Consider the following 26275-nt stretch of genomic DNA (forward strand, 5'->3'; position numbering starts at 1 on the left):
TAAGTTCCATGGCTGACAGGTTACGCCAGGCCATGGAGCGGAGCCTAAAGATCGTCCCCTGAAGCAGTCGCGCAAAAAATATCTATTAACGCTGCAACATCCGGCGTGTGTTCGTGTCTTTGCTATAACAGCGTATGGTTTATACACCACACACAGGCATGGATATGAATCGCAGCAAGTTATTACTTCTTCTGGCCATCGCCGCTCTCGTAGGGATCTTCCTGGGTTTCGACGGGCATAAACTGCTTACCCTGGAAAATCTGCAGTCCCATCAGGGTGCAATCGAACAGTGGATTGACCGCAACCTGGTGCTAGCCGTAACGGGCTATGCATTGATCTATGTGGCAGTAACAGCCCTGTCCCTGCCCGGCGCTACGATCATGACCCTAGCGGGCGGCGCTTTCTTCGGAAATCTTTATGGCCTGGCTGCCGTCTCCATTGCTTCAACCATCGGTGCCTCTCTGGCCTTCCTGGTGGCCCGGTTTCTCATGCGGGACACGCTGCGCAAGCGCTACGGGGAAATCGTAGCGAAAATGGACCGGGGCATTGAAAAAGATGGGGCGTTCTACCTGGCAACTCTGCGCCTGGTGCCGGTGTTCCCGTTCTTCCTGATTAACCTGGCCATGGGCCTCACGGCCATGAAGCTGCGTACCTATGCGCTGGTGAGCTGGATTGCCATGTTGCCCGGGACCTTTGTCTATGTGAATGCGGGTACCCAACTGGGTCAGATCCAATCTACCGATGACATATTCTCGGCTAACCTGGTGCTGTCTTTCGCACTACTGGCGACGTTCCCGCTGATTGCCAAGTTTGTAGTGGGCTTAATTCGCCGGCGCAAGGTGTATGCCGGCTGGCAGAAGCCTGAGCATTTTGACTACAACCTGCTGGTCATCGGTGGCGGTTCTGCCGGGTTGGTGTCGGCCTATATCGCCGCCGCCGTGAAAGCCAAGGTGGCGCTGATTGAGAAGCACAAGATGGGCGGCGATTGCCTCAATACCGGCTGTGTCCCCTCCAAAGCCTTGATTCGTAGCGCCAGGGCGGCGGATACGCTGCGCCATGCCAATCGGTACGGGCTGGAATCGGTGCCGGTCAAAGGCTCGTTCAAAAACATCATGAACCGGGTCAGGGAGGTGATTGCGAAAGTTGAGCCCCACGATTCTCCCGAGCGTTATCGAAAACTGGGTGTTGACTGCATTGCCGGTGAAGCCAGCTTTGTGTCGCCCTGGGAACTGGAAGTAAGGCACAACGATGGCCGCTCCGAGCGCCTCACCGCCCGCAGCATCGTCGTTGCCACCGGTGGCAAGCCGGCGGTACCTACAATTCCTGGTCTGGAAGACATGGAGCCGCTGACCTCGGACAACCTGTGGCAGCTGGAGGAGCTACCCGAGCGGCTGCTGGTGCTCGGTGGTGGCCCGATTGGCTCGGAACTGGCTCATGCGTTTGCGCGGTTGGGTAGTCAGGTGACGCAGGTGGAAATGGGTGAGCGCCTGCTGGCGAAAGAGGATGCCGATGTCTCTGAACTGGTGCTGAAGCAGTTTCGGGCAGACGGCGTGGACGTTCGGTTGAAACATTCTGCCGCCGAGTTTCGTATAGAGGAAGGAGAGAAGGTTGCCTACTGTAAGCATGAAGGTGAGCGGGTACGCATTCCTTTCGATCAGGTTCTCGTGGCGGTTGGCCGCGCAGCCAACACCGCCGGCCTGAATCTGGAGCGTATTGGTGTGGAAACCCTGCCAAATGGAACGGTACCGGTGGAAGAGGACATGAGCCTGAGGTACCCGAATGTATTTGCCTGTGGCGATGTGGCCGGCCCGTACCAGTTCACTCACGCTGCGGCCCACCAGGCCTGGTACGCGGCTGTTAACGGACTGTTCGGGCAGTTCAGGCGCTTCAAGGTGGATTACCGGGTAATGCCTTGGGTCACCTTTACCTCGCCGGAAGTGGCCAGAGTTGGGTTGAGTGAGGCTGAGGCAAAGGCAAAGGGCGTGGCCTACGAGGTTACTCGTTACGGCCTGGACGACCTGGACCGGGCCATTGCCGAGAGTGAGGATCATGGCTTTATCAAGGTGCTTACCCCGCCGGGCAAGGACAAGATCCTGGGCGCCGTTGTGGTTGGCAGCCACGCCGGGGAAATCCTGGCCGAATTCACCCTGGCCATGAAACACGGCCTGGGGCTGAACAAGATCCTGGGCACCATTCACCCGTACCCGACCTGGAATGAGTCGGCCAAATACGCAGCCGGTGAATGGAAGCGCGCTCATGCCCCCGAGGGCATCCTGAAGCTGCTGGAGAAACTGCACGGCTGGCGCCGTGGGAAAAACACGAATACATCGAGGAGCATCTATGCCCCTGACTGAAACCAGACCGGCCCGCGGAAAACGCATTCCGGCCGTGGAAGTCCTGGAACCCCGCGCCCGTGATAGCTGGACCCACACCCGCAACGGTGATCCCCGGGGATACATCGATGCCGACAGACTAAAAGAGCTGTGGATCCACACCGGTACCGCCTGCAACCTGGCCTGCCCGTTTTGCCTGGAGGGTTCCCACCCCGGTGATGGCCGCATCCCGGGCATGAAGCTCATTGACGTGAAGCCGTTTATCCACGAAGCCATTGACATGGGCGTGGAGCAGTTTTCCTTCACCGGTGGTGAGCCCTTCGTGATCCGGGATTTCGTCAATATCCTGGACTACGCGAGCCAGTACCGCCCCTGCTTTGTGCTCACCAACGCCACTGAGCCGCTGCACAGGCGCCAGCACCAGGTGCTGCCCTTATTGGATAACCCCTATCCGATCCACTTCCGGGTGAGCCTGGATTTTCCCGACCGCGTCCGGCACGACAAGGACCGCGGCGAGGGCAGCTTTGATGAGGCCTTGCAGGGCATCCGTTGGCTGATCGAACAGGGCTTCAAGGTGTCCATTGCCCGCCAGACGGATCCGGAGGAAATCCCGTCCGAGGTGGAAGCCGCATTCCGTGAGATCTTCCGGGAGAGGGGCATTCCGGAGAACCTGGCGTTTACCGCCTTTCCGAATCTGGGTACGCCCGGTTCGGAAGATGGCAGCCCGGAGATTACCGAAGCCTGTATGGAAAAGTACCCCACCCGGGAATCCCGGGCGCACTTCATGTGCACATACACGCGCATGCTGGTGAAGAAAGGTGATCAGGTTCGGGTGTTTGCGTGCACGCTGGTGGACGATGACCCTCAGTATGACCTCGGGGGCACGCTGGCGGAGAGTATGGATGAGCGCATTATGTTGCGGCATCACCGGTGTTTTTCCTGTTACCGCTTTGGGGCGAGTTGTTCCGCACCTGAATGATTGCCCTGTTTGCGCAATAAAGACAACGGCGGGGTTCATCCTGCACGAGGTGATGGAGCAATCGCCTTTGCTGATAGCCTTTGTTCATTACGAGTATGGCGATGATACCGTCTCTTGTCGGTGAGTTCGTATGTTTGGAGGCCTAAAGATTCCGCTCTGACAAGGTGGTTGCCTGCTGGTTAAAACGGCGTTGTTGAGGGCTAGGTTTTTAGTGTTGAAAGTAGTTGTTGGCGGTGTTGAAGGTTGGTCTACGTGTTTTTTACGGTAGGGGCGAGGATACACAGATGCCCTTGAAGCCCTCTGTGTCGCAGCCAGTATGGCGTCATGCGTGGCTTGTATTCCCTTCCAAGATTTAATGCCATTGTCACTGGCAGATGTTTCAATCAGGTCTATTATTTTCAGAGTTGTCGATGCGGGCGCTTCTGGGGCGGTTTTCCATCGACTTGAAATATATTTTGTGGTCTATATAATTCAACACTAACTTTTGGCAGCGAATTGATCACGTTATGACATCAGAAGGATCGAATACCACCGCCATCACCCTGCGCAAACCCACGAAGGATGATGGCTACAGGCTTCACCAGCTGGTTGCGGAATGCCCACCGCTGGACCCCAACTCGATTTACTGCAACCTGTTGCAGTGCAGCCACTTTGCCGAGACCGGCGTGGCCGCGGAGAAGGAAGGCGATCTGGTCGGCTTTATCTCCGGATACATCCCTCCCCAACAGCCCGAGACCGTGTTTGTCTGGCAGGTGGCGGTTCACGAGAAAGGTCGTGGACAGGGCCTCGCCAAGCGGATGCTGAAGGAAATCGTTGGCCGGGACGCGTGCAGCAATGTCACGCACCTGGAAACCACGATTACCGAAGACAACGAGGCCTCCTGGGCGCTGTTCCGCTCTTTCGCCCGTGATCTGGGAGCCGAGCTCACCTACCACGAGCATTTCGAGAAAGAGACCCATTTTGGCGGCAAGCACGATTCCGAATTCCTGCTGCGCATCGGGCCTTTCACGAACCCTGTCTGAGAGCCTGTGTTCACGCCTTCAGGCGTGAACCACTGACGAGATTGTAGTAGCCGGCAGGCCGCCCGGGGTGGGCCTGCCATTCGGCTTAAAGCAACGCTCGGCGGGTCTGTTGCGACCGACACGTTTTACCAGCAGGCCACCGCGCATTTACCTCGAACCTGACATGCTAAGAGGCAAGACAATGGAAATTTTCAAGTCTACTGAATCTGAAGTTCGCGTTTATTCCCGTGCTTTTCCGGTGATTTTCAACCGCGCCAAGAACGCGCACCTCTACACCGAAGATGGCAAGGAATACCTGGACTTTCTGGCCGGTGCTGGTTCCCTGAACTACGGCCACAACAACGACATCCTGAAGAAAGCGCTGCTTGAATACATCGAAGCGGACGGCGTGAGCCAGGGCCTGGACCTGTTCACCACCGCCAAGCACGACTTCATGGAGTCTTACAAAAAGCACATCCTTGATCCCCGTGGTCTGGACTACAAGATGCAGTTCACTGGCCCCACCGGTACCAACTGTGTGGAAGCGGCCATGAAGCTGGCCCGTAAGGTGAAAGGCCGTACCAACATCATTTCCTTCACCAACGGTTTCCACGGTGTCACTACCGGTGCGGTAGCGGCCACCGGTAACGAGCATCACCGTGGTGGCGTGGGCGTACCCCTGGGGCATGTCGACTTCATGTTCTACGACGGTTACCTGGGTGAAGACGTTGATACTCTGGCCATCATGGACAAGGTGTTGTCAGACAGCTCTTCCGGTGTTGAGCTGCCGGCCGCTGTCATTGTTGAAGCCGTACAGGGTGAGGGTGGTCTGAACGCCGCCCGTGCCGAGTGGCTCAAAGGTCTGTCCGAGCTGTGCCAGAAGCACGATATTCTGCTGATTGTGGATGATATCCAGGCGGGCAACGGCCGTACCGGCGAGTTCTTCAGCTTTGAGTTCGCCGGCATCAAGCCGGACATTGTGACCGTATCCAAGTCCCTGAGCGGCTATGGTCTGCCGATGGCACTGGTGCTGTTCAAGCCGGAACTGGACGTGTGGGAATCCGGTGAGCACAACGGTACCTTCCGTGGTAACAACATGGCGTTTGTCACTGCCCGTGCGGCCATTGAAACCTACTGGAAGGACGACACCTTTGCCAACGAAGTGAAGGCCAAGACCAAGGTGCTGGGTGATGCCCTGCAGGCCATCTGCGACAAGTATCCGGGTGAGTTCAAGATGAAAGGCCGGGGCCTGATGCGCGGTATCGAGGCCAAGCATGCAGATCTGACCGGGCCGATTACCAAGCGTGCGTTTGAGCACGGTCTGATCATCGAGACCAGTGGTCCGAACGATGAGGTGATCAAGTGCCTGATGCCGCTGACCACCAGCGAAGATGATCTGCGCCTGGGTGTGAAAATCCTGGCCGAGAGTGTCGATGAGATCATGCAGGAAGGTGTTAGCGAGGCGTCGTAAGACGCCCGCCATCCCACACTTACATTCCGCAGGATAGCAAAGGCAACGACATGACAACGGCACAACATACCGTCGAGAAAATCGGCGGTACTTCCATGAGTAACTATGAGGCCGTGCGCGACAATATCATTATTGGCAAGCGCAAGAAGAGCGACCTCTACCAGCGGATTTTTGTGGTCTCTGCCTACGGCGGCGTGACCAACGAGCTGCTGGAACACAAGAAAACCGGCGAGCCGGGGGTCTATGCCCTGTTTGCCGATGCCGAATCCGACTGGGCCTGGGGCGACGACCTCACCAAACTGATTCAACTGCTGACGGACATCAACGGTGAGCTGTTTGCCGATCCGATGCTCAAGCAGCAGGCGGACCAGTTTATTACTGATCGCATCGAGGGTGTCCGGGGCTGCCTGATCGACCTGCAGCGGCTGTGCTCCTACGGCCAGTTCCAGCTGGAAGAACACCTGCTCACCGTGCGGGAGATGCTGGCAGGGATCGGTGAAGCCCACAGTGCATTCAATACTGCCCTGAAGCTGCAGCAGGAAGGCATCAACGCCCGCTTTGTCGATCTGACCGGCTGGCGCGACAGTGAATTACTGCCGCTGGATGAAAAGCTCAAGCAGGCCTTCGACGCCATCGACCTGAGCCGGGAACTGCCCATCGTGACCGGTTATGCCCAGTGCAAGGAAGGCCTGATGCGTACCTTTGACCGGGGCTACAGCGAGATGACGTTCAGCCGCACGGCGGTGATCACCAATGCCCGGGAAGCAATCATCCATAAGGAATACCATCTGAGTTCTGCCGATCCGAACATCGTGGGTGAAGACAAGGTGGTTCCGTTGGGGCGCACCAACTACGACGTAGCCGACCAACTGGCTAACCTGGGGATGGAAGCGATTCACCCGCGGGCCGGTAAAGGTCTGCGTCAGAACGAGATTCCGCTGCGGGTGATGAATACCTTCGAGCCGGAGCATACCGGTACGCTGATCACTGGCGACTACGTCAGTGAAAAACCCCAGGTGGAGATCGTGGCCGGTGCCAAAGGCGTGTTTGCCATTGAGGTGTTCGATCAGGACATGCAGGGCGAACCGGGCTCCGACCGCCGTATCCTGGATGTACTGAGCCGTTTCAAAGTGCGGTTCATGTCCAAGGACACCAATGCCAATACCATCACTCACTACGTGGATACCACGCTCAAGCACGTGAAGCGGGTGGTCAAGGCACTGGAGGAAGAGTTCCCCAATGCCGAAATCAGTACCCGCAAAGTGGCCCTGGTGTCTGCCATTGGCAGTGACATGAAGGTGCCGGGTATTCTTGCCCGTTCGGTAAAATCACTGGCTGACAAGGACATCAGCGTGCTGGCGATCCACCAGTGCATGCGCCAGGTGGATATCCAGTTTGTGATTGATGAAGACAAATACGACCAGGCGATTGTGGCCCTGCATGGGGCGCTGATTGAGCCCCATAACCACGAATACGCCATCGTGGCGGCATCAACCACCGCCAGCTAGGAATTACCCACAGGCGGAACCGGTCGCTTCGCCTGTGGGTAATGGAGGAGTCTTGCCTCCAGATCGGGCGCCCGGTCGGCCGTCTCACAACCTGTGAGGTTTCATGGCCGGGCGTGACCGATCCCTTCCTCTCACTGTCATATCTGCCTTTCCGTGTTTCGGTTTCCCGCTGTTTGCAGGGGAATCCATGCCTGCCTGATCTGCGTATTTCCTGTAAATATCAAACCGGTACCGAGCCATGCAGATACAGAGCCGGCCGGGACCGCTTCCGACTCTGCCCAACGATGGTGAAAGGGATTCCCTGGTCGGGTTGTATTTCAGGGATGCGTCCCGGCATGACCTCCTTAGCGAAACCGATGAACGGCGTCTGGCCAGAAAGCTGATCCGGTCGCTAAAGGTGATTCATACCGAACTGGCATTACCCGAGGATACACCACAAACCTTGCGGGATGTGGTGGGTAGCCTCGGGGATGCCTGTGCCTTTTCGGCCCGCTGTCGCCGGGCTTACCACCTTGCCCTGGCCTGCCGTCACCGCCTGATTCAGAGCAATCTGAGGCTGGCGGTACATATCGCCCGCCGCTACGGCCATCATGGCATTGCCATGTCGGACCTGATCCAGGACGCCAACGTGGGGCTTATCAAGGCCGTAGAGCGCTACGACCCCGGCAAGGGCTTCCGGTTTTCCACCTACGCTTACTGGTGGATCAGCGAGGAAGTGCGCCGCTGCCTGCAGCGGGGTGTGCGTGTGGTGCATACGCCGGAGAATGTGGTGGAGGAAATCCGCCAGTTGCATAAGGTATCCATGCGTTTGCATCAATCCCTCGGCCGGGAGCCCACCCAGTCCGAGCTGGCTCGGGAAATGGAGGCCACACCCTCCAGGATTGGCGAACTGAGAGCCCTGGCGTCTAGGGAAGTGTCGACCGATGTTCCGCTGGTTGAAGACGGATCGGTGACCCTGGCCGACAGTCTCGATGCGGGTGCCGATACCCGCCCGGATCAGCCGTTTCGGGCGCGGGACCGGATGATTCGGCTGGAGCGCATGATGGGGGAACTGTCGGACCGGGAGCGGGATATCCTGACCCGGCGTTACGGGCTTGGCTTGATTGAACCCGAGACTCTACAAACCATCTCGGAGCAGATGGGCCTGAGCCGGGAGCGAGTGCGCCAGATCGAGAAAGGAGCCCTGAGAAAACTGCAGGCGCTGTTCGGAACCGATCCTGACGGTGCCTGAATCAGGCACCGTGCAGCAGGAAGAACCAGCCGGCCACCGTTAGCTGGCAAGCCAGTACCACGGTGGTCAGCACCAATCGCATCTTCAGATACCAGGCCGGCCAGTAGCTTCGCATCCAGCGGGCGTCTACCAGATACAGCAACAGGAACGCGACGATGTAGAGCGGGATTTTCTGCGGCGTCTGCAGCAACAGTCCGATACCGGCGGCAACGAAGAACAACTGGCTCAGCAGCATGGTCACCAGGGGCGATTGCGGGTAGGAGCGGTTTTCCAGCTGCATGGCAATGGTCCAGTAGATTCCGCCCATAAAAGCGAGAATACCGGCACTGTAGATATAGAACCACGCTAGAATAGCAACGCTGTTGGCTGGCATCAGAAACAGGCCAGCGGTGCCTAGAATGAATGGAATCAGGCCGGCAATGCCGACGAGAACCGCGAGGCGAGCAACTGAAATCACGACTTCTGCCTCTGTACCTGTATCCGCATGGGTTCAATGTCTGCCGGCGCCATCCCGACCATTTCATGGTACGCCGAGGGATGCACCACCTGGGTTTCGCGAATGGTGTAGCTAGATAGGGTGTCCTGAATCTGCCAGGCGCTGCGGAACAGCCGGGTCTGCCCTTTATGGTCCGACAGTACCTTCATGCCTCCAGGGCCATGCAGGCGAGCCATGTACTGTTGGCCCTCCAGGGAGAGGATCTCCAGAAGGTCGATCACCGGTTGTTCCAGGTTTTTGAGTTCGTCGAGGGTAATGCGCACCGTGAAGCTCCCGAAATGATGTGTCAGGGGAACTTACGATCAACCGGCCCGGTAAGATCATTGTGCCAGTTGCCGGCACTCCGTGTGGGCGTGGCAGGACACCAGATGATCATTGACCATGCCGGTAGCCTGCATGAAGGCGTAGACGATGGTGGGGCCCACAAAATTAAAGCCTGCTTTCTTCAGGGCCTTGGACATGGCTTCAGATTCCGGCGTGGTGACGGGGACCTCGGCCAGTGTCTGCCACCGATTCTGTATCGGCCGGCCCTCGACGAATTGCCAGAGAAACTCCGAAAACGAGATGCCCTGATCCCGCAGAGCCAGGAAGCCTCGGGCATTGCGGATAATGGAATGGACTTTCAGGCGATTCCGGATGATTCCCGGGTCTGCCAGCAGGCGGTCGATATCTTCATCATCAAAGCGGACGATCTGCTCCGGATCAAATCCGGCGTAGGCCTGCCGGTAGCTTTCCTGTTTGCGAAGGATGGTAATCCAGCTTAGACCGGCTTGCTGTCCGTCCAGGCAGAGTTTCTCGAACAGCGCCTGATCGTCGTATTCGGGGCGCCCCCAGACAGTATCGTGGTAGTGCACGTACAGTGGATCGGTGCCGCACCAGGGGCAACGGCCGGTGGTCTGGGGCATGGTGGCCTCGCTAGGGTCGGGCTCTGATCAGCCGGTGAAACAGTGGCTCCCAGGTAGGGTCGAGGCTGGGAGCCGGCTCCAGATTGTAGTCATCCGGCGGTGGTTCCAGCAAGGTGATCTCCGGCCAGAGGCTGGTGTTATCCGGGCTGCCATCGCAGGGATAAACCAGGGTGACCAGAAAGCCCTCGGCATACAGACAACTGGCCTGCCAGTGTCGGTCTGGCTGATCCCCGTACAGCTCGAAATTCTTGCGCACTTCCAGAGTCTGCAGGTTGCCAGCGATGCCCCGTCCGGTCGCCTTGAGCCAGGCCTCTTTCAGAGTCCAGACCTTGAGGAAACTGAAAGGATCGTCCGCCCTTAGCAACCACTCCTGTTCAACGGCGGTGAACCAGCGTGTTGTCACTCTGGCCCAGTCTGCCCGGCGCTGGCTCGGTTCCAGATCAATCCCCAGGGCGCTCCGGCCGGTGGCACAGGTAGTCAGCCCCTGGCTGTGGCTAAGGGACAGGTGCCAACCCTGCGGGCTGGCCGAGGCAACCGGCCGTCCCGGTACCGGGCGACAGCTTTCCGGAGTCTCGCCACTGGCCCGGGCCAGAGCCTGGCGGATCAGCCAGCGGCTGGTCAGGTATTCCTGGCGCCTGGGCCCTTCCAGGCGCGCCAGGGTTTCGCCTTCATCGGCGGTCATCCAGGCCGGAGCCTGAGACAGGTTCCGGTTAATCTGGTGGCATAGCCAGATTGCCGGCCGGTCAGGGTTGCAGTCGTTGGATTGTCCAGCCATCGCCCTCTCTCACGTACTCAAATCGATCGTGAAGCCGGCTCGGCCTTCCCTGCCAGAATTCGATTCGCTCCGGAACCACCCGGTACCCGCCCCAGAAACTGGGAAGCGGAATTTCTCCGGAACTGAATTTGCGCTTCATCTCCGCAACTTTTTGCTCCAGCAGGCCTCGGGACGTAATGACCTGGCTCTGCTCTGAAACCCAGGCGCCAATCTGGCTGCCCCGGGGCCGGGACGAAAAGTAGCGCAGGGATTCCGCCTTGCTGACCTTTTCGACCGCACCCTGAATACGCACCTGCCGGTTCAGGCCGATCCACGGGAACAGCAGTGCCGCCCGGGGATTCTCCTGCAGCTCCTGAGCCTTGCGGCTGCCGTAGTTGGTGTAGAACACAAAACCCTGGCTGTCGAAATACTTCAGTAGCACGGTTCTGAGATCGGGCATGCCGTCGGCACCGGTGGTGGCCAGTGACATGGCATTGGGCTCCAGAATGCCCGCCGTTCTGGCATCCTCGAACCAGGTCTGGAACTGCTGTACCGGATCCTCGTTCAGGTGTTCCCGATCCAGTCCTTCGCTTTCGAAATCCCGACGCATATCGCCGATATCCATACTGCTCGTCTCCGTTGATCAACACAGGGAGTCATACGTCAGCGGAGCATATCGGGTTCGGTGGTCGCTGTCAGGTTTCGTGTCTGGTCGGGTGAATTCGCTGACAAACACCGCGCACGGGCGCTATGCTTGCACCATGGCCGGCCGCGGCGCCGTGGGTAGATAAAGGGAGAGTCTTGTGGCAGAGAAAGAGGCAGAGAACAGCCAGGTAGCAAGCCAGCGGGTAGTGAGTCGCCGGAAGAGCCATCTGGTCAGGAACCTGTTGATCGCATTGGGCGTGTTGTTGGGTCTGTATGCCCTGGCCGGCTTCCTGGTTCTGCCCTGGTGGCTGGAGCGGTCGTTGCCGGAACAGATGGACCAGCGCATGGGCTGGCAGGCCGAGGTGGAGAACGTCCGGTTCAATCCCTTTGCCTTCAGCCTGGAAGCAGACGCCTTTTCTGCAAAGGATACGACTGGGGAGCCGGTGACGTCGTTTGATCACCTGCGGGTGAATCTCAGTTTCCTCAGTTTGCTCCGCGGTATCATCGGGTTTGAGGAAATCCGTCTGGTGGAGCCGGACGTTCGCCTGGATTTGCTGCAGGACCATGACATCAATTTTGTCCGGGACTGGCGCAGTGCCAATCCCGAGAAAGAGGACACGACCCAGCCTGAAACCGCTGAGTCGAGTCATCCGCCCAGGCTGTATTTCCAGCAGGTGACCATTGATGGTGGTGAGCTGCTGTTCCGTGACTTCTCCCAGGGTGGCGACCCTGCCGAGTTTCGGGTTGCGCCGCTGGATCTTACCCTGAACGATCTGGCCACCTGGCCCCGGGATGGCAGCGACAGTCAGTATTCCGTGATGGCTGCTCTGGGTGAGCAGGTGATTGAATGGGAGGGGGATCTGAGCGTTACCCCGCTGTACTCCGCAGGCCGGCTCCGGCTTTCAGGGCTTCGTCACGATACCCTCGCCCACTTCCTGGCGCCCTATCTGCCGTGGCAGCTGCGCGATGGTACCGTGACCCTGGAATCCCGTTATGAACTGGCCGGTGGCGATCACTTTGAACTGATCACCTCCGGTGGCAACCTCACTATCAAGCAACTGGCACTGGCGCTTTCGCCCTCCGATGAGCAGCCAGCCCTGGCTACGGAAGCCGTTGCCATTCAGGGCATTGGCTTCGACCTGACGGCCCGGGAGGCAACCGTTGGCATGGTGTCGATCCAGCAACCGTCGCTGGCCGCCACCCGCAATGCCAAGGGGGAGGTGGATTGGCAGGCGTCTCTGGCAACGGCCGGAACCGATCAATCCGAAACCTCGGAGCCGGCGTCTGATTCGGGCGAGCCATTCCGCTGGTCGGTCCAGGGTGTCGAGTTGTCCGGCGGTCAGGTTCGCTGGCGGGATCAGGTGCCGGAAACAGACGCCGAGATTGCCGTCAATAATCTGGCCATTACCATGGGTGGTCTCTCCCACCGCCTGGATGAACCGGTTTCCTACGATATTTCCGCAGAACTCGGCTCCGGTGGCCGGGTGACCGCCATGGGCCAACTGACTCCAGCGCCGTTTACCTTTGAGGGCGCCTTGTCCGGCAGCGACATCCTGTTGCCCGTTATCCAGCCCTATGTTGCTGATGCCGCAAACCTGGAGCTGGTGGATGGCCGTCTGGGTTTCGATGGCAATCTGGACCTGGATGGCCAGGATGAACCCCTGACCGGCACCTTCAGTGGCACCGCTGAAATTGCCGGGTTGGCCACGCGGCTACCGGGCGATGGCGGGGAGCTGGTGTCCTGGGAGTTGCTGCGCCTGGCCCCGGTGGAGTTCAACCTTAATCCCGCCCGGCTGGAAATCGGCACCGTGACCCTGAACAGCCCGGCGGTTAACGTCATCCGGGCCGCCGACGGCCTGCACAATCTGCAGCAGATTATTCAGGATGGCGGGGCCTCCGAGGCAGAAACCAGCCCAACGGCGTCGTCGGAAGCTTCGGAGCCAGGCTTTATTTTCCGCATTGGCGAACTGGTCGTGGAGCAAGGTTCCATGGCCTACACCGACCGCACGCTGGAGCCGCCCTTCAGTACCGGGTTCCAGGAACTTACGGGATCGGTGACCGGCATCAGCAATGTCCCTCCGCAACAGGGGCGGGTGGCGATCAGCGGCCAGCTGGCCGGGGTGGCACCGGTTCGTTTTGACGGAACCCTGGGCGCTCTGGGCACCGAAGAGCCCAGCAACCTGAAACTCACCATGAAAGACATGGCGTTGCCGGTACTGTCGCCCTATTTCGGTCGCTATCTGGGGTATTCGGTGGACAGCGGCAAACTGGAACTGGCGCTGGATTACCAGATAACCGGTACCCGGCTTGAGGCGTCCAACGAAGTGATCCTGGACCGGATGCAACTGGGCTCTGCGGTGGCCAGCGAACAGGCCATTAACGCCCCGGTCAAGCTGGGTCTGGCTCTGCTCACAGATCGTGACGGTGTTATCGAGGTGAATTTGCCCATTCAGGGCGACATGTCAGACCCCGAATTCAGCGTTGGCCAGATTGTCATGCGGGCGTTCGTGAACCTGTTGGTGAAAGCGGCCGCCTCACCGTTCAGTATGCTGGGCTCGCTGGCGGAAATGGCAGGCTTCAGCAGCGAAGAGCTGGGCCAGGTCAGCTTTGTCCCCGGTAGTGTGCAACTGGCGGATAACGAGGCTGAGAAACTGTCCGCGCTGGCCCAGGCGTTAAGGGAGCGCCCGGAGCTTCTGCTCAATATCCGTGGTGCTGTTGCCCCTGAGGCCGATGCCCTGGCATTGCTGAAGGCGCAGATGCAGGCCCGCGGTGAGGCTGTTACCGGCGAAGCCTGGGAGCAGGCGCAGCAGGCCTGGCGCGATGGCGAGCGCAGCCTGCCCCCGGAAGCGCTTGGAAGCCTGGCCTCGGAGCGAGGGGTAACGGTTCGTCAGGTGCTGACGGCGACGCATGAGGTGTCGGACAGCCAGCTGTTCCTGCTGGATCCGGCCCGTGATGCGCCGGTAGATGACCAGGGCAACGTGATGGTCCGGTTTACCCTGGACGTTCGTTGAATCGGAATACACGGAGTTCCCCAGCCATGACCGATAGCCCGGGCCGAAAGGCCAGCCATTTCTTTGCCTATGTGTCGCGCCTGCGCTGGATCAAACGCTGGGGCCTGATGCGCAACGCTATTGATGAAAACGTGGCCACCCATTCCTGGGAGGTGGCTACCGTTGCCCACGCCCTGGCGCTTATTCGCAACCGGCATTTTGCCGGAACGGTGAACGCAGACCGTGTTGCTGCAGCGGCGCTCTATCACGATGCCACCGAAGTGATTACCGGGGATATGCCCACCCCGGTGAAATATCATTCCCGGGTGATGCGGGAGGCGTTCGGCGACATCGAACACAAGGCCGAAGCTGAATTGCTGGCGCTGTTGCCGGAAGACCTGCGGGAGGATTTCTCTCCCTATGTGCGGGAATCCCGCCTTGGGCCGGAAGAAAAGGAACTGATCAAGGCGGCGGACCGGCTCTCGGCCTGGCTGAAATGCCGCGCTGAACTGCGCGCCGGCAACCCGGAGTTCGGCCCCGCAGAGCAGCAGATCCGGGCGCGCCTGGAAGCGGACGGCCTGCCGGAAGTGCAGTACTTCCTGGACGTGTTTGCACCCGGGTATGACCAGCCCCTGGATAACCTGCTGGGTTGATTGGAGGACTGGCTCTGGTGCCGGGCTCGTCTGGAGTCCAGTGCCATAGGTTTGCCTCTGGTGGCTCTCTAAAGTGGCGAATAACGAAAGCGCTGCTTTACTGAAAGACCACAACAATAGGTTCCCGCCATGAAAGATCTGAACAACAAGGTGGCTGTCGTCACCGGTGCTGGCTCTGGTATCGGCCGATCCCTGGCCAAATCCCTCGCGGCCCGGGGCTGTCGGCTGGCTCTTTCCGATGTTAACGAGGCGGGGCTGGCGGAAACCGCAGCCAGCCTGGGCGGCGCCGAGGTAAAAACCTACCGCCTGGATGTCTCCGACCGGGACGCTATCTACGCCCACGCCGCGCAGGTCCGCAAGGAATTTGGTCAGGTTAACCTGATTATCAACAACGCCGGTGTGGCCCTCTCTGCCACGGTGCGGGAAATGACCGACGCCGATTTCAAGTGGGTGATGGACATTGATTTCTGGGGCGTTGCCCACGGTACCCGGGCGTTTCTGCCGTACCTGATTGAATCCGGCGATGGTCATGTGGTGAACATCTCCAGTGTGTTTGGCCTGATCGGAGTGCCCAAGCAAAGCGCTTACAATGCTGCCAAGTTTGCGGTGCGCGGGTTTACCGAGTCCCTGCGCCAGGAAATGAAACTGGAGAATCAGCCGGTTCAGGTCAGCTGCGTGCATCCCGGTGGCATTCGCACCAACATTGCCAATGCCGCGCGCATGGGCAAATCCGAAAACGCTGAGGCCCAGCGCAAGGGCTTCGACAAGCTGGCCATGACCACGCCGGACAAGGCCGCCGAAATCATCATCAAAGGCATCCTCAAAAACGAATCCCGTATTCTGGTGGGGCCAGATGCCTGGGGCATTGACGCCATCAACCGGCTGCTGGGATCGGCCTATCAGCCTCTGGTGGAGCGATTCTCCCGCAAGAACCTGTATATCTGAAGGCTTGCGGTAACTGGATCTCCGCCGGCTGGTTGTTTTACAGCCAGCGGAGACCGACTATACTCTCTGGTTGATCCAGGGAAGAGTCAGCATGAATACGTCAAAGCATCCGGATCTGGGCACGGCATTGGAACAAAGCCGCTCAGGACTGCGGGATAACCACCGTCGCTCACTTACCAGGCTGTTGTTTCTGGTAACCGGCTCTGCACTGGTGGTTTTTGCCTGTCTGCAATTTCTTAACGGTTATCCATGGGTGGCGTTAGCCGAACTGCTGGCCAGTGGGCTGCTGTTCTATGGTGTGTTTTGCCTGAAAACCACGGCTCACCTGCAACAGTGGATCTACGCCTATCTGGTGTCGCTGTTTTCATTTTTCATCGTCATCATGCTGTTGCCGGAGGCCTCTATTGCGGCCTTTGTCTGGGTGCTGATGATGCCGGTTCTGGCGTACCTGTTGCTCGGCAAGCACGAGGGCATGATCCTGAGTGTGCCGTTCATGTTGGTGGGTGGGGTGGTTTACTACTTCTTCCTCGGTGATGTGGGTTCTGCGCACCGGATGATCGATCTGCTCAACATGGTTCTGTGCGGTGCCCTGATGCAGGTATTCATGCACATGTACGAGGTGCGCCGGGAGGAGGCCGAGCAACGGCTGGTCGATATGGCCCAGACCGATGCCCTGACCGGGCTGGCCAATCGCTCCAACTTCCAGTCAACACTGGCCCGCACCATTGCCGAGTGTGAGCGCAGTGGAACCGGTTTTGCCCTGGTGGTTATGGACATCGACCATTTCAAGCTGGTGAACGATACCCTTGGCCACGATGCCGGTGATTACGTGTTGAGGAACATCGGCCAGTGCCTGACCGAGCGCCTGCGCATGACGGATTTTGTCGGCCGGCTGGGCGGCGAGGAATTTGGCCTGATTCTGCGGGATGCCAAGCCCGGGGATGCCTTTGAACTGATGGACGAGTTGCGGGAGCGCATTGCTCGGCGTGAGCTGAAATACGGCGAAGCGGGTATCCGCGTGACCGCCTCCTTTGGTATTGCCCAGTGGCCGGAGCATGGCAGGGAGGCGGAAACGCTGTTCTGTGTGGCAGATCGCTGTCTCTACAGCGGCAAGCGGGCAGGCCGGAACCGTGTGGCACCCGCCGGTGCCGGACAGCCTCCGAAATCCGTCGGTTCGATGGCTGGAGGTCTCAGTTGATTCGGGTATCCTAGTGTCCCGTCTGGCTAATTCCTTAACCTACTGAGCTTCTGAAAAACCGAAGAGCTAGGCGTGCTGGTGAAGGTTTGGTGGTTCCAAATCGAGCCAGCAGAACGACGTTCTTCGGTTTTTCAGAAGCTCCCGGAGGGCTTGTCTCTGAGGACTCTGAGCCCTGTGTTGCCAGTCCTTGATGTGGAACCACCACATCTGCAGACTGGCGCCTTGGTCAGAGTCCTCAGAGGCAAGCAGTAGATTAAGGAATTAGCCAGACGGGACACTTGCGAATAAACCCGGAAGCAAGGCCGAGGATACCGCCAACCATGTGTGAACTGCTGGCCATGAGCGCCAACACCCCGACCGATCTCTGTTTCAGCTTTACCGGTCTGACCCGTCGTGGCGGTGACACTGGCCCACACAAGGATGGCTGGGGCGTCGCTTTCTACGAAGGTAAAGGGGTACGCTGTTTTCACGATGCCGACGCCAGTGCCTCCTCGCGCATTGCCGAAGTGGTGCAAACCCACCCCATCAAGAGTGAAGTGGCCATCTGCCACATTCGTCAGGCCAATGTGGGTGATATCTGCCTGGCCAACACCCACCCGTTTATCCGCGAGCTCTGGGGCCGCTACTGGGTCTTCGCCCATAATGGTCAGCTTTCGGAGTTTTCCGCGGCGCCCGGCTTCTACGAGGCCGTTGGCAGCACCGACAGCGAAGCCCTGTTCTGCGATATCCTGAACCACCTGCGCAGTCATTGCGATCGAGACACTGCCACCGAGCAGGTGGTGGAACGGCTGGTTCAGCTGTCCCGGAACTACGCCCGCCAAGGGGTATTCAACCTGCTGCTAAGCAACGGCGACTGGCTGTTTACCTTTTGCACCACCAAGATGGCCAGTATTACCCGGCGGGCGCCGTTTGGCCCCGCCCGCCTGAAAGATGCCGACGTTACCGTAGATTTTGAATCGGAAACCACACCCAACGACATTGTCAGCGTGATCGTGACCGAACCCCTCACCAGCGACGAAACCTGGGATATCTACAAGCCCGGTGAGTGGCGTTTGTGGCGACGGGGCGTTGTGGTGATGCAGGGCTCGGAATTGTGACCCAATTCCGGTGGGGTGCCAGGTACTCAACCCTTTGACCGATGGCCGGCCGAGGCACGGCCTTTAGCATTTGTTCTGAACACAGGAAAGCGGTATCAGAACAACAAAGGGAATGACCCATGCCTGCCTCTCATCTGTCTGCGGCGGTGGCCCCGGCTGCCGATGACCGGAATATCAACTCGAGTGTGCCGGACCCCGGGCGCTGCCATGAACGCACCGCCGAGCACCTGATCCGCCTGCACGGGAGCCAGTCCAGCAGCTATTTTGCCTTGCAGCCGGATTGCCGGCACTTTCTCAGCCCCGGTCTCGGGCTGGTACCTTATGTCCCGGTAAAAGTGTTGGGGCAGCGGGTAAACGTGGTGCCCACAAGGCCCCTGGCGGGTGCGCAGAGTATGAGCCGGCTACTGCAGGCGTTCGAGCAGAGTGTGCCCGGCCCCTCACTGTATGTGGGGGTGGATCAGTCGCTGCTGGGGCCCTTGGGCGAGCTTGGTTACGATGCCACGGTGATGGGTACGGAATTTTCGGTTGATCTGGCCAGGTTCTCGCTTCGTGGCAAGGCGATGAAGCAGCTGCGCCATGCCCGCAACCTCGACAGGCGGTGCCGAATCGAGGTGCGGGAGCAATGTGGAGACGAGGTGAACTGGCATAAGGTGGCGGGTATCTCGGAGCGCTGGCGCCTGGGCAAGGCGGTCAAGGAACGGGAATTGGGTTTGCTCACGCGGCCACCGGTGTTTGCAGATGAATGGGGAGTGCGCAAGTTCTACGCCTATGTGGAGGGCGAGCTGGCCGGATACGTGTTCTTTGATCCTTGGTACCGTCACCATGAACTGGCGGGCTATTGCGCCAATATTCTGCGGGCGTCGCCGGAAATGAACCGGCTCGGCGTTCTCGACCACATTATTCTGCAGGCGGCCAGTCAGTTTCGTGAGGAAGGCGTGCCTGAGCTGTCGCTGGGCATTGCGCCCCTGCACGGCGTCCGCCACTGCCCGGGTGACCGGCCTGGCCTGCGCCGCCTTCAGAATATCCTGTACCGCTATGGGAATCGCCTTTACGCCTTCCAACCTCTGGCGTACCACAAATCACGCTACCGTGGCCGGGAAACTCCCTGGTTTGTCTGTGCCCGGGAACTGGGCAGTACCCGACTGGTTGCCACGCTGATGAAGGGCACGGGTCTGCTCGCACTGCCATGACCCGGATTTCTGAACAGGCCTCCCAGTTTGGAGTGCCAGGGCTGGTTGATGACACCGGCACTGACTATGCTGAAGCTCATTTGCCAACGGTAGTGAGCTCCATGGTTGCCGAAACCAAATTAACCCGCCCCGGGCTGCCTTCAGGCTTGTTGCTTGAGCCCTCACGGTTGCAGGCGCTTGATTGTATTGAACAGGTGCCGTTTGTGCTGGTGTCGGCACCGGCCGGTTTCGGTAAAACCACATTGGTCAGTCAGTGGCTGGAACAGGAAAAACCGGTGCATGCCTGGTTAACGCTGGACCAAAGGGACAACGCGCCGGCCCTGTTCTGGAATGCCGTGGCCAGCGCACTGGCGCGGGTGAACCCACGCTTTGCCATTCGCGAGAGTACCTTGTTAGCCGCGCTGGAACCGGGGGCCGCTGTTGACCCGGTGACCATGCTGATCAACCGCCTGGCGGATTATTCCCGAACCTGGCAGGCACCCAGCCGCCTGGTTCTGGTGCTGGATGATTTTCACCTGCTTGACCAGCAAGTACTACTGGAGCAGATCCGGCGCTTTATCGACTTTGCTCCGGGTTTTTTGCGCATTGTCTGTATCTCGAGGCTGGATCCCCCTATTCGCACCGCGCAGCTACTGGCTCGGCAACAGATGGTTCGGCTGGGGCCGGAGGTGCTCCGTTTTGATCTGGCGTTGACGCGAAAATTCGTCCAGGCGCGCCGGACTGATCTCTCCGAAGACCAGATGTTGCAGTTGCATCAGCGCACCGGCGGCTGGCCAGCGGCGTTGCAGCTCTCGGCGTTGTCGGAAAATCCGTTAAGCCATGTACCCGGGCCTGGTCAGAGAGCCCTGAGTGACTATCTGCTGGAAGAAGTGTTCGCTGGCCTGGAGCCCGGGCTACAGGGATTTCTCCAGGATATGAGCCTGCTCCCTCTTTTCTCACAAGAGGTTGCTGATGAAGCCCGGAATGATAGCGATGCAGCGGACTGGATCGCAGCCATGCGCGAACGCAATCTGCTGTTCCAGACTTACGGAGAGGGTCACTACTGGTATCGCCTGCATGATCTGCTGATCGACTGGCTTCAGGCGCAGGATCGGGAGCCTGAACGGGAAAGCTCCATACGAATCAGGGCGGCCGAGGCATTCCGCCAGCGGGGCCTGATTGTGGAGGCCCTTGAGCTTTTTCTGGCCGAAGGCTGCTATGACCAGGCGGAAGCCCTGGTACCGTTGCTGTTGCAGGCGGAAGACCTGAGTGGCTACCGGTCACTGCCTTCGCGCTTCCCGGACAGTGTTCGGATGAGTTCTCCCGCGCTGCTTCTGCTGCAGGCGCTGTTTTCCTTCATGGATGGTCAGTACGGAGCGGTGCTTGAGCATCTGGCCGCGGCCGACCGGCTTCTGCAGTCGACAGACCCATCACCAGGCACCGAGGCTCTGCAGTTTGTCTCCATGTTGCTGGGCTGGCCCTCGGCCAGGTTTGCCGGCCACCGTGCAGAGGCCGAGCAGTCCCTGACTCAGATACAGGCCCGGTTGGCCAGCGCTCCAGCCGGCTTGCAACACTGGGGGCTGTATACACTGGGTACTGAAGCCTTTATGGAGGCACGACTGGGGCCGGCGCACACTTTGTTGACCGATGCGCTGGCAGGGGCCCTGGATAGTGGCGATAACCCCTGTGCCCTGCGCTGTCTGGTTATGCTGGTTCCGGTTCTGGTGCAGGGCGGTCGCATTGGCGATGCCCGCCGCTGCTATGAACAGACCCGGTTGAAGCTTGTCAACGGCCCCATGAGTAAGGAGCAGGTTTGCCTTCTGGCCTATCTGGAGGGCTTGTTGGCGCTGGAGCATCATGATCTTGAATACGCGACAAAACGGCTAGGCGAGGCCGGTCAGATCGCCGACCAGCATCTGACGCCGCTGGATCAGCTTTACCTGGCGTTTGAGCGGTTTCGCCTGGGCATGGTTTTGCGAGACTCCGAACTCTGGCAGCAGGAACTCACCCGGATTGAGCAGTTGCACCAGGTTATGGGCCAGTTGCGCTGGCACCATAACATTCCACGCCCGGAGGTACTGGAGGCGTTGGCGCGATTGACGGAGGGTAACGGCTTCCCTTTGATTCTATGGGCCCAGAGCGATCCGGAACCGGTTGTAGGTAACCGCTTTTGTACCCTGAACGAAACCTTGTTGAAACTGATCGGTCAGTTGCTGGCGGCGTCGCCGGTGGCCCGGGAACTGGCAGCCCTGCGAACAGAGGCGGAAGAGGCGGGTTTGCTTCAGCTGGTGTGTCGTCTTGATCTGGTCAGTCTGATGGTTCAGGCCTTCGGAGATCAGGATCCTGAGGGGGCGGTGAAAAAGCTCGATGCACTGTTGGCGCTCTGGGTGCCCCGTGGTCTGGTGCGGCCCTTTGTGGATGCGGATCCCCGGCTGGACAGCCTGCTCGACGCCTGTATTGCCCGTGGGTGGTCGGAGGTGGAAGCCAGCCGGGTACTGGCTCTCCGGCAGGCTCGGATGGAGCCGGACGCCGAAACCTGTGCCCGCACCCCGGAAGTCGCTGGTCCTGATGAACCGTTAAGTGATCGGGAACAGGGGGTGTTGGATCTGCTGGCAGAGGGACTCAGTAACAAGGCCATCAGCAAACAGCTGGGGATCTCAGTGGCGACGGTAAAGTCCCATTTGAGCAATATCTACGGCAAGCTTCAGGCCGAGAACCGGATGCAAGCGGTTGCTCGCGCCCGGGAACTCGGCCTGATGTCATAGAGCGGGTGCACGATTACTGCAGCGTGCGCCGATTGCCGTTTTTGTACTGGGGCGCGATGTAATCCTGGATCTGTTCCTTGAAACGACCGATCAGCTCACTGTTGTCCTTGTCCCAGGGATGGAAGCCGGGCTTGAAGTACTCCAGCCAGGTCGGGATCAGGCTGGAGAACGCGCCATTCTTGCCCCACATGCGCCACACGCCTTTGGCGGCGTCCTTCACGGAGAAATGGCTGCGGTCTTTGAGCGCCATACGGCCGGTATACCAGGTGCCGACAATGCCCAGGGCCACGGTGCTGAAGACCTGGTAAAACGCCCGCTCGGCATAGGTGCCGCCAGCCTGAAGGAAGACGTCGTAGGCAACGGCCTTGTGCTCGGTTTCCTCAATGGCGTGCCACACCCACAGCGGGCGCATGGATTCGTGCATGTCTTCGCGGATGTCGTCACGCTCCAGCAGCATGTCGGCCATCATGGCGGTGATGTGCTCCAGGGCGCAGGTAATCGCCAGCTGGTGACGTTTGGGCAGCTTTCGCGCCACATCCAGAATGACCTTCAGATCCCGTTCCATCTCTTCCACCGGCATGCCCTGGTCGCGGACATGCTGGTTCATGGCGATGTGCTCGAGCGAGTGCATGGCTTCCTGGCCGATGAAACCGCGCACGTCCTCTTTCAGCTTCTTGTCCTGGATCTGGTCTCGAAACGCCCTGACCGAATCTACAAAAAACTGCTCACCCTCGGGAAACAATACAGACAGGGCGTTCATGGTATGACTGATCAGATAGTTGTTATCGACCCAGTATCTGGGGACTTGTTCGCCAAACTCGAAACCCATGCGCTGGGGTTTGATGGAGACATTGTCCGGGGTGTGGGAGGCCTTGCCCGGTTTGTTCGTTTGTGTGGTGGTCAGCATGGTTCTACTCCTTTGCGACGGAACGCTTTGGCTGATGTCATGGGGCCAGTGTGGCGGAGTCAAACCGGATACTGAATGCGCGAAGAGGCCGGGCATCGTCCACAATGGGACAGGGGATTGGCCCGGGCGACAGTGGGGTCAGGGCAGTGGGCCCCACTGTGGCGGCAACCGGGTTCTGATAGAGTCAGAAACACGATAAATATCAATCAGGGACACACTATGGCAGCTACCGGTGCAGACAACGAGCGGCAAATGTTGGGGTTGTTCCTGGTGCCCGGGGTGTACCTGCGGGTACTGGCTGAAACCGTGCGTCAACTGGGTTACAACGACCGTCAGCTTTATCAGGGCCTGGATTTCACACATGAAGACCTGAAAGCCAACGACAGTCGGGTTTTCGTCACTGACGCCACTCTGATGGCGCAGCGCGCGCTCGAGGTGGCGGGCAAAGATGGCCTGAGTTTTATACTGGCGAGAGAGTTGCGGCTGACCATCCATGGCACCCTGGGCTTCGCCGCGCTTACCAGCCCGACCTTTGAGGGTGCGTTGGACTCTGTCCGTCGTTATCTTCAGCTGCGGGCGCCCTTTCTGAGCATGAAACAGTCCATAGCCGGTGACAAGGTACTGGTGCAGCTGTGCGCGGAGTTTGCGTTGCCGCCTATCTCCGAGTTTCTGGCCGAGACGGTCAGCGCCACGTTGATTCTGCTCACTGAACAACTGCTCGACCGGAGCGATGCCGAGGCCCGGGGTTTTGCCCTGGAAGAGGGTAAATTACCGGGCGTGTCAGTACATCTCCGGGGCACGGAGCCAGCCTATTACCAGCGGTTTGCCGCTCAGTTGCCGGTCCGTTTCGAGTTTGGCCAGCCCGAGGAAATGCTTATTTTCCCCCGCAAGCTGCTGGACGTGCGCATGCGCCTGGCGGATGCCGAAGCCTCCCGAATGGCCCGGGACCAGTGTGAATTCGAGTTGCAGAAGGCGCTCAAAGAACAGGGCGATATTGTGCTGGCGATCCGCAACATGCTGCGGATGACCCCAGGCCCCTTGCCCTCCCTGGAGGCCATGGCCGAGCGCTTCTGTGTGTCTTCCCGCACCCTGAAGCGGCGGTTGGCAGACCGGGACACCAGTTATCGTGAGATTGTCGAGGCCGTGCTGAAAGACCGGGCCATCCAGCTGCTGCGCTACACCAATCAGTCGGTCAGTGAGATTGCCTATGAACTGGGCTATGCCGATCTGTCCAATTTCAGCCGCGCCTTCCGCAAGTGGACGGGTAAATCCGCCAGCGAGTTTCGCGAGGGCGGGCCGGACCCGGCACCGGATCTGGGGCCCTGAGCGCCGTTTGTGATTCCGGCGTTCGCCCTCATAATGATCTAGTGTCCCGCCTGTGGTGACACCCCAAATCCAACTGTGAACAGGAAGAACGCCGCAATGATCGAAAGACCCGACACCCACAGCAAGCTGATCGGCTACCTGCTCTGGATTTTCGGATTCCTCGGTTCCCACCGTTTCTATTACGGCAAGCCGGTGACCGGCACCATCTGGTTCTTCACTCTGGGGCTGCTGTTCATCGGCTGGATTATTGATTTGTTCCTGATTCCGGCTATGGACAAGGAAGCTGATTACCGGTTCCAGGATGGCCAGATCAGCTACAACATCGGCTGGATACTGCTGACCTTCCTGGGGGTTTTCGGGGTGCACCGGATGTACATGGGCAAATGGCTCACCGGCATCCTGTACCTGCTCACCGGCGGCCTGTTTTTCATCGGTGTGCTGTACGATTTCTGGACCCTGAACAGCCAGATTTCCGAGCGTAACCGGGCCGATCAGCTGGCCTGATTACAGACCGGCGTTGCGCTCCAGCTCTGCCAGACCCTGTTCCAGGTAGTCCAGCATCCGTTGCAGGCTGGGCAGGGTCCGGCGACAGCCAATCAGGCCGAACTCCACCTGGTCGTTATAGCTGGTCAGTGTCATGTTCAGGGCCAGTCTGTCCATATCGATAGACACCGGATACATGCCTTCCAGTTTCGCCCCGTTCCAGTACAGGGGCCTGGATGGCCCGGGGACATTGGAAATCACCACATTGAAGGTCTGCCACTTGGGCGCCAGCCCGGTCAGCAGGTGGAAGGCGGCCGGCGCCAGTGTCAGGGCCGTGTAGTTGACGATTTCCTCCGGGCTCATATGCCGGTAGCGCTGCTTGGCCTCTTCCATGCCGTGGTGAATTTTTAACAGTCGTTCGCCGGCCTCCTGCACATCGGTGTGAAGGCTCGCCAGGATGACGCCTACCTGGTTTCCACCGGAGCTGTCGTCCCGGCGTAGCGACACCGGCACAAAGGCCACCAGTGGTTTCTCCGGCAAGGCATCCTGATTCATCAGATAGGTACGCAGAGCCGCTGCGCACATGGCAGTCACGACATCGTTGACCGTGGTGCCGTAGGCCTCGCACACGGCGCGAATCCGTTTCAGGCACCAGGACTGAGCGGCGAAACGACGGGAACCGGTGATTTTCTGGTTCAGCATGCAGCGCGGGGCATGGAAAATGGAGTCGTAGGCCGGATCCTTCCGGGCCTGATTGATGGTTTTCAGTAACTCCTTTGCCACGGTGGGAATGGTGCCGAGCTGGCGGCCCGAAAGCCCCAGCAAATGGGTGACACTGCGCCAGAGGGAGTGTCCATCCGACTCGCCCCTATCCCGTGACAGGCAAGGCAGATCCCAGATTGGCGGCATGCCGTGTTCGTCCGGGTTTTCACTCAGCATCCGGGTGGCCATGCGCATGGCCGAGACACCGTCCACCAGGGAATGGTGAACCTTGGTGTAGAGCGCGAACTGCCTGTCTTTCAGGCCCTCGATCAGGTGCACCTCCCACATGGGGCGCTCCCGGTCCATCAGGTGCGAATGCTCCGCCGATACGAACGACAGCAGCTCCCGAATACGCCCGGGTGTGGGCAGCGCCTCGAAGCGGAAATGATGCTCAAGGTCCAGGTGCTCATCCTCCACCCATACCGGCTGGCCCAGGCGATAGCTCAGGCGCTGGTTAAAGGGGGTGGTCACCTCCGTCTTCTGCCGAAGCTGATCTGCCAGCTGCGCGACATAGTCGTCCGGCGCGCCTTCGGGGAAGGAAAACAGCTGGAGGCCGCCCACATGCATGGGCTGCTGGCGTTTTTCCAGCCAGAGAAAGAGCTGGTCAGTGGGATTCAGGGGCGTCACGGGGCAATCCTTGTTCTTGGTTTATGCCCC

At 59.3% G+C, this 26275-nt stretch carries 22 protein-coding genes; 15 read left to right on the top strand and 7 right to left on the bottom strand.

The window, feature by feature from the left end:
- Positions 1-164 precede the first annotated feature (164 nt).
- The 6 genes from ACF8YQ_RS00700 to ACF8YQ_RS00725 all read left to right on the top strand — a co-directional run bounded on the left by ACF8YQ_RS00700 (position 165) and on the right by ACF8YQ_RS00725 (position 8523).
- Positions 165-2354 carry an FAD-dependent oxidoreductase gene (locus ACF8YQ_RS00700; protein WP_396622307.1) on the top strand — a complete coding sequence of 730 codons (2190 nt, stop codon included), beginning with the start codon at positions 165-167 and terminating at the stop codon, positions 2352-2354.
- Positions 2341-3312 (top strand): radical SAM protein, encoded by a 972-nt coding sequence (locus tag ACF8YQ_RS00705; protein WP_396622308.1) that lies wholly within the window; start codon positions 2341-2343, stop codon positions 3310-3312. Before ACF8YQ_RS00700 ends, ACF8YQ_RS00705 begins: the two co-directional genes overlap by 14 nt.
- A gap of 506 nt (positions 3313-3818) precedes the next feature.
- Positions 3819-4334: a diaminobutyrate acetyltransferase gene (ectA, locus tag ACF8YQ_RS00710; protein ID WP_011783727.1), complete on the top strand. Its 516-nt coding sequence runs from the start codon at positions 3819-3821 to the stop codon at positions 4332-4334.
- Between the two features lie 181 nt (positions 4335-4515).
- Positions 4516-5784, top strand: coding sequence for a diaminobutyrate--2-oxoglutarate transaminase (gene ectB / locus ACF8YQ_RS00715; protein WP_396622309.1), 1269 nt, complete (start codon positions 4516-4518; stop codon positions 5782-5784).
- A gap of 50 nt (positions 5785-5834) precedes the next feature.
- Positions 5835-7292, top strand: a complete 1458-nt coding sequence (locus tag ACF8YQ_RS00720) for an aspartate kinase (protein WP_023011982.1) — start codon at positions 5835-5837, stop codon at positions 7290-7292.
- 238 nt (positions 7293-7530) lie between these two features.
- The gene (locus tag ACF8YQ_RS00725) at positions 7531-8523 is read left to right on the top strand and encodes an RNA polymerase sigma factor RpoD/SigA (protein ID WP_396622310.1); all 993 of its coding nucleotides are present in this window, start codon (positions 7531-7533) and stop codon (positions 8521-8523) included.
- A 1-nt stretch (position 8524) separates the two neighbouring features.
- Here the strand turns inward: ACF8YQ_RS00725 and ACF8YQ_RS00730 are convergent, their stop codons facing one another.
- The 5 genes from ACF8YQ_RS00730 to pdxH are packed head-to-tail and all read right to left on the bottom strand — an operon-like array spanning position 8525 to position 11303.
- A complete protein-coding gene (locus tag ACF8YQ_RS00730; protein WP_011783731.1) occupies positions 8525-8980 on the bottom strand; it encodes a DUF3429 domain-containing protein in 456 nt (151 codons plus the stop codon).
- Entirely contained in the window at positions 8977-9282 is a 306-nt protein-coding gene (locus tag ACF8YQ_RS00735; RefSeq protein WP_023011984.1) for a DUF6482 family protein, read from the bottom strand. The genes ACF8YQ_RS00730 and ACF8YQ_RS00735 overlap by 4 nt, the downstream gene beginning before the upstream one ends.
- A 57-nt stretch (positions 9283-9339) precedes the next feature.
- Positions 9340-9924, bottom strand: a complete 585-nt coding sequence (locus ACF8YQ_RS00740) for a DNA-3-methyladenine glycosylase I (RefSeq protein WP_396622311.1) — start codon at positions 9922-9924, stop codon at positions 9340-9342.
- Positions 9925-9934: 10 nt separating this feature from the next.
- Positions 9935-10699, bottom strand: coding sequence for a 4'-phosphopantetheinyl transferase family protein (locus tag ACF8YQ_RS00745; protein WP_396622312.1), 765 nt, complete (start codon positions 10697-10699; stop codon positions 9935-9937).
- The gene (gene pdxH, locus ACF8YQ_RS00750) at positions 10668-11303 is read right to left on the bottom strand and encodes a pyridoxamine 5'-phosphate oxidase (RefSeq protein WP_011783735.1); all 636 of its coding nucleotides are present in this window, start codon (positions 11301-11303) and stop codon (positions 10668-10670) included. Before pdxH ends, ACF8YQ_RS00745 begins: the two co-directional genes overlap by 32 nt.
- Before the next feature lie 178 nt (positions 11304-11481).
- On the opposite strand from pdxH, the gene ACF8YQ_RS00755 reads away from it, so the two are divergent.
- The 7 genes from ACF8YQ_RS00755 (at position 11482) to ACF8YQ_RS00785 (ending at position 22140) form a co-directional block, all read left to right on the top strand.
- Complete coding sequence (locus ACF8YQ_RS00755; protein WP_396622313.1) at positions 11482-14334, top strand: DUF748 domain-containing protein; 2853 nt, start codon at positions 11482-11484, stop codon at positions 14332-14334.
- Positions 14335-14360: 26 nt separating this feature from the next.
- Entirely contained in the window at positions 14361-14966 is a 606-nt protein-coding gene (gene yfbR / locus ACF8YQ_RS00760) for a 5'-deoxynucleotidase (protein WP_222197743.1), read from the top strand.
- Positions 14967-15095: 129 nt separating this feature from the next.
- On the top strand, positions 15096-15911 hold the full coding sequence (locus tag ACF8YQ_RS00765) for an SDR family NAD(P)-dependent oxidoreductase (protein ID WP_396622314.1): 816 nt from the start codon (positions 15096-15098) through the stop codon (positions 15909-15911).
- A gap of 91 nt (positions 15912-16002) precedes the next feature.
- Positions 16003-17109, top strand: a complete 1107-nt coding sequence (locus ACF8YQ_RS00770) for a GGDEF domain-containing protein (protein ID WP_396622315.1) — start codon at positions 16003-16005, stop codon at positions 17107-17109.
- A 320-nt stretch (positions 17110-17429) separates the two neighbouring features.
- Positions 17430-18206, top strand: coding sequence for a class II glutamine amidotransferase (locus ACF8YQ_RS00775; protein WP_011783740.1), 777 nt, complete (start codon positions 17430-17432; stop codon positions 18204-18206).
- A 119-nt stretch (positions 18207-18325) separates the two neighbouring features.
- On the top strand, positions 18326-19396 hold the full coding sequence (locus ACF8YQ_RS00780; RefSeq protein ID WP_396622316.1) for a DUF2156 domain-containing protein: 1071 nt from the start codon (positions 18326-18328) through the stop codon (positions 19394-19396).
- Entirely contained in the window at positions 19393-22140 is a 2748-nt protein-coding gene (locus ACF8YQ_RS00785) for a LuxR C-terminal-related transcriptional regulator (protein ID WP_396622317.1), read from the top strand. The genes ACF8YQ_RS00780 and ACF8YQ_RS00785 overlap by 4 nt, the downstream gene beginning before the upstream one ends.
- Positions 22141-22153: 13 nt before the next feature.
- On the opposite strand, the gene ACF8YQ_RS00790 is transcribed toward ACF8YQ_RS00785, so the two are convergent.
- On the bottom strand, positions 22154-23047 hold the full coding sequence (locus tag ACF8YQ_RS00790) for a metal-dependent hydrolase (protein WP_396622318.1): 894 nt from the start codon (positions 23045-23047) through the stop codon (positions 22154-22156).
- A gap of 219 nt (positions 23048-23266) precedes the next feature.
- Here ACF8YQ_RS00790 and ACF8YQ_RS00795 point away from each other — a divergent pair, with 219 nt between their 5' ends.
- Both ACF8YQ_RS00795 and ACF8YQ_RS00800 read left to right on the top strand, forming a co-directional pair.
- Complete coding sequence (locus ACF8YQ_RS00795; RefSeq protein ID WP_396622319.1) at positions 23267-24373, top strand: helix-turn-helix domain-containing protein; 1107 nt, start codon at positions 23267-23269, stop codon at positions 24371-24373.
- A 96-nt stretch (positions 24374-24469) separates the two neighbouring features.
- Entirely contained in the window at positions 24470-24877 is a 408-nt protein-coding gene (locus ACF8YQ_RS00800) for a TM2 domain-containing protein (protein ID WP_022993443.1), read from the top strand.
- Here ACF8YQ_RS00800 and ACF8YQ_RS00805 read toward each other — a convergent pair whose 3' ends face one another.
- Complete coding sequence (locus tag ACF8YQ_RS00805; RefSeq protein WP_396622320.1) at positions 24878-26245, bottom strand: wax ester/triacylglycerol synthase family O-acyltransferase; 1368 nt, start codon at positions 26243-26245, stop codon at positions 24878-24880.
- Between the last annotated feature and the right edge of the window lie 30 nt (positions 26246-26275).

This window comes from Marinobacter sp. W-8 (assembly GCF_044342215.1).
Taxonomy (GTDB): Bacteria; Pseudomonadota; Gammaproteobacteria; order Pseudomonadales; family Oleiphilaceae; genus Marinobacter; species Marinobacter nauticus.

Excerpts from the sequence above, each read along its gene's own strand:
- ACF8YQ_RS00700 (WP_396622307.1), top strand. The coding sequence starts at position 165 with ATGAATCGCAGCAAGTTATTACTTCTTCTGGCCATCGCCGCTCTCGTA.
- ACF8YQ_RS00705 (WP_396622308.1), top strand. The coding sequence starts at position 2,341 with ATGCCCCTGACTGAAACCAGACCGGCCCGCGGAAAACGCATTCCGGCC.
- ectA (WP_011783727.1), top strand. The coding sequence starts at position 3,819 with ATGACATCAGAAGGATCGAATACCACCGCCATCACCCTGCGCAAACCC.
- ectB (WP_396622309.1), top strand. The coding sequence starts at position 4,516 with ATGGAAATTTTCAAGTCTACTGAATCTGAAGTTCGCGTTTATTCCCGT.
- ACF8YQ_RS00720 (WP_023011982.1), top strand. The coding sequence starts at position 5,835 with ATGACAACGGCACAACATACCGTCGAGAAAATCGGCGGTACTTCCATG.
- ACF8YQ_RS00725 (WP_396622310.1), top strand. The coding sequence starts at position 7,531 with ATGCAGATACAGAGCCGGCCGGGACCGCTTCCGACTCTGCCCAACGAT.
- ACF8YQ_RS00740 (WP_396622311.1), bottom strand. The coding sequence starts at position 9,924 with ATGCCCCAGACCACCGGCCGTTGCCCCTGGTGCGGCACCGATCCACTG.
- ACF8YQ_RS00745 (WP_396622312.1), bottom strand. The coding sequence starts at position 10,699 with ATGGCTGGACAATCCAACGACTGCAACCCTGACCGGCCGGCAATCTGG.
- pdxH (WP_011783735.1), bottom strand. The coding sequence starts at position 11,303 with ATGGATATCGGCGATATGCGTCGGGATTTCGAAAGCGAAGGACTGGAT.
- yfbR (WP_222197743.1), top strand. The coding sequence starts at position 14,361 with ATGACCGATAGCCCGGGCCGAAAGGCCAGCCATTTCTTTGCCTATGTG.
- ACF8YQ_RS00765 (WP_396622314.1), top strand. The coding sequence starts at position 15,096 with ATGAAAGATCTGAACAACAAGGTGGCTGTCGTCACCGGTGCTGGCTCT.
- ACF8YQ_RS00770 (WP_396622315.1), top strand. The coding sequence starts at position 16,003 with ATGAATACGTCAAAGCATCCGGATCTGGGCACGGCATTGGAACAAAGC.
- ACF8YQ_RS00775 (WP_011783740.1), top strand. The coding sequence starts at position 17,430 with ATGTGTGAACTGCTGGCCATGAGCGCCAACACCCCGACCGATCTCTGT.
- ACF8YQ_RS00780 (WP_396622316.1), top strand. The coding sequence starts at position 18,326 with ATGCCTGCCTCTCATCTGTCTGCGGCGGTGGCCCCGGCTGCCGATGAC.
- ACF8YQ_RS00785 (WP_396622317.1), top strand. The coding sequence starts at position 19,393 with ATGACCCGGATTTCTGAACAGGCCTCCCAGTTTGGAGTGCCAGGGCTG.
- ACF8YQ_RS00790 (WP_396622318.1), bottom strand. The coding sequence starts at position 23,047 with ATGCTGACCACCACACAAACGAACAAACCGGGCAAGGCCTCCCACACC.
- ACF8YQ_RS00795 (WP_396622319.1), top strand. The coding sequence starts at position 23,267 with ATGGCAGCTACCGGTGCAGACAACGAGCGGCAAATGTTGGGGTTGTTC.
- ACF8YQ_RS00800 (WP_022993443.1), top strand. The coding sequence starts at position 24,470 with ATGATCGAAAGACCCGACACCCACAGCAAGCTGATCGGCTACCTGCTC.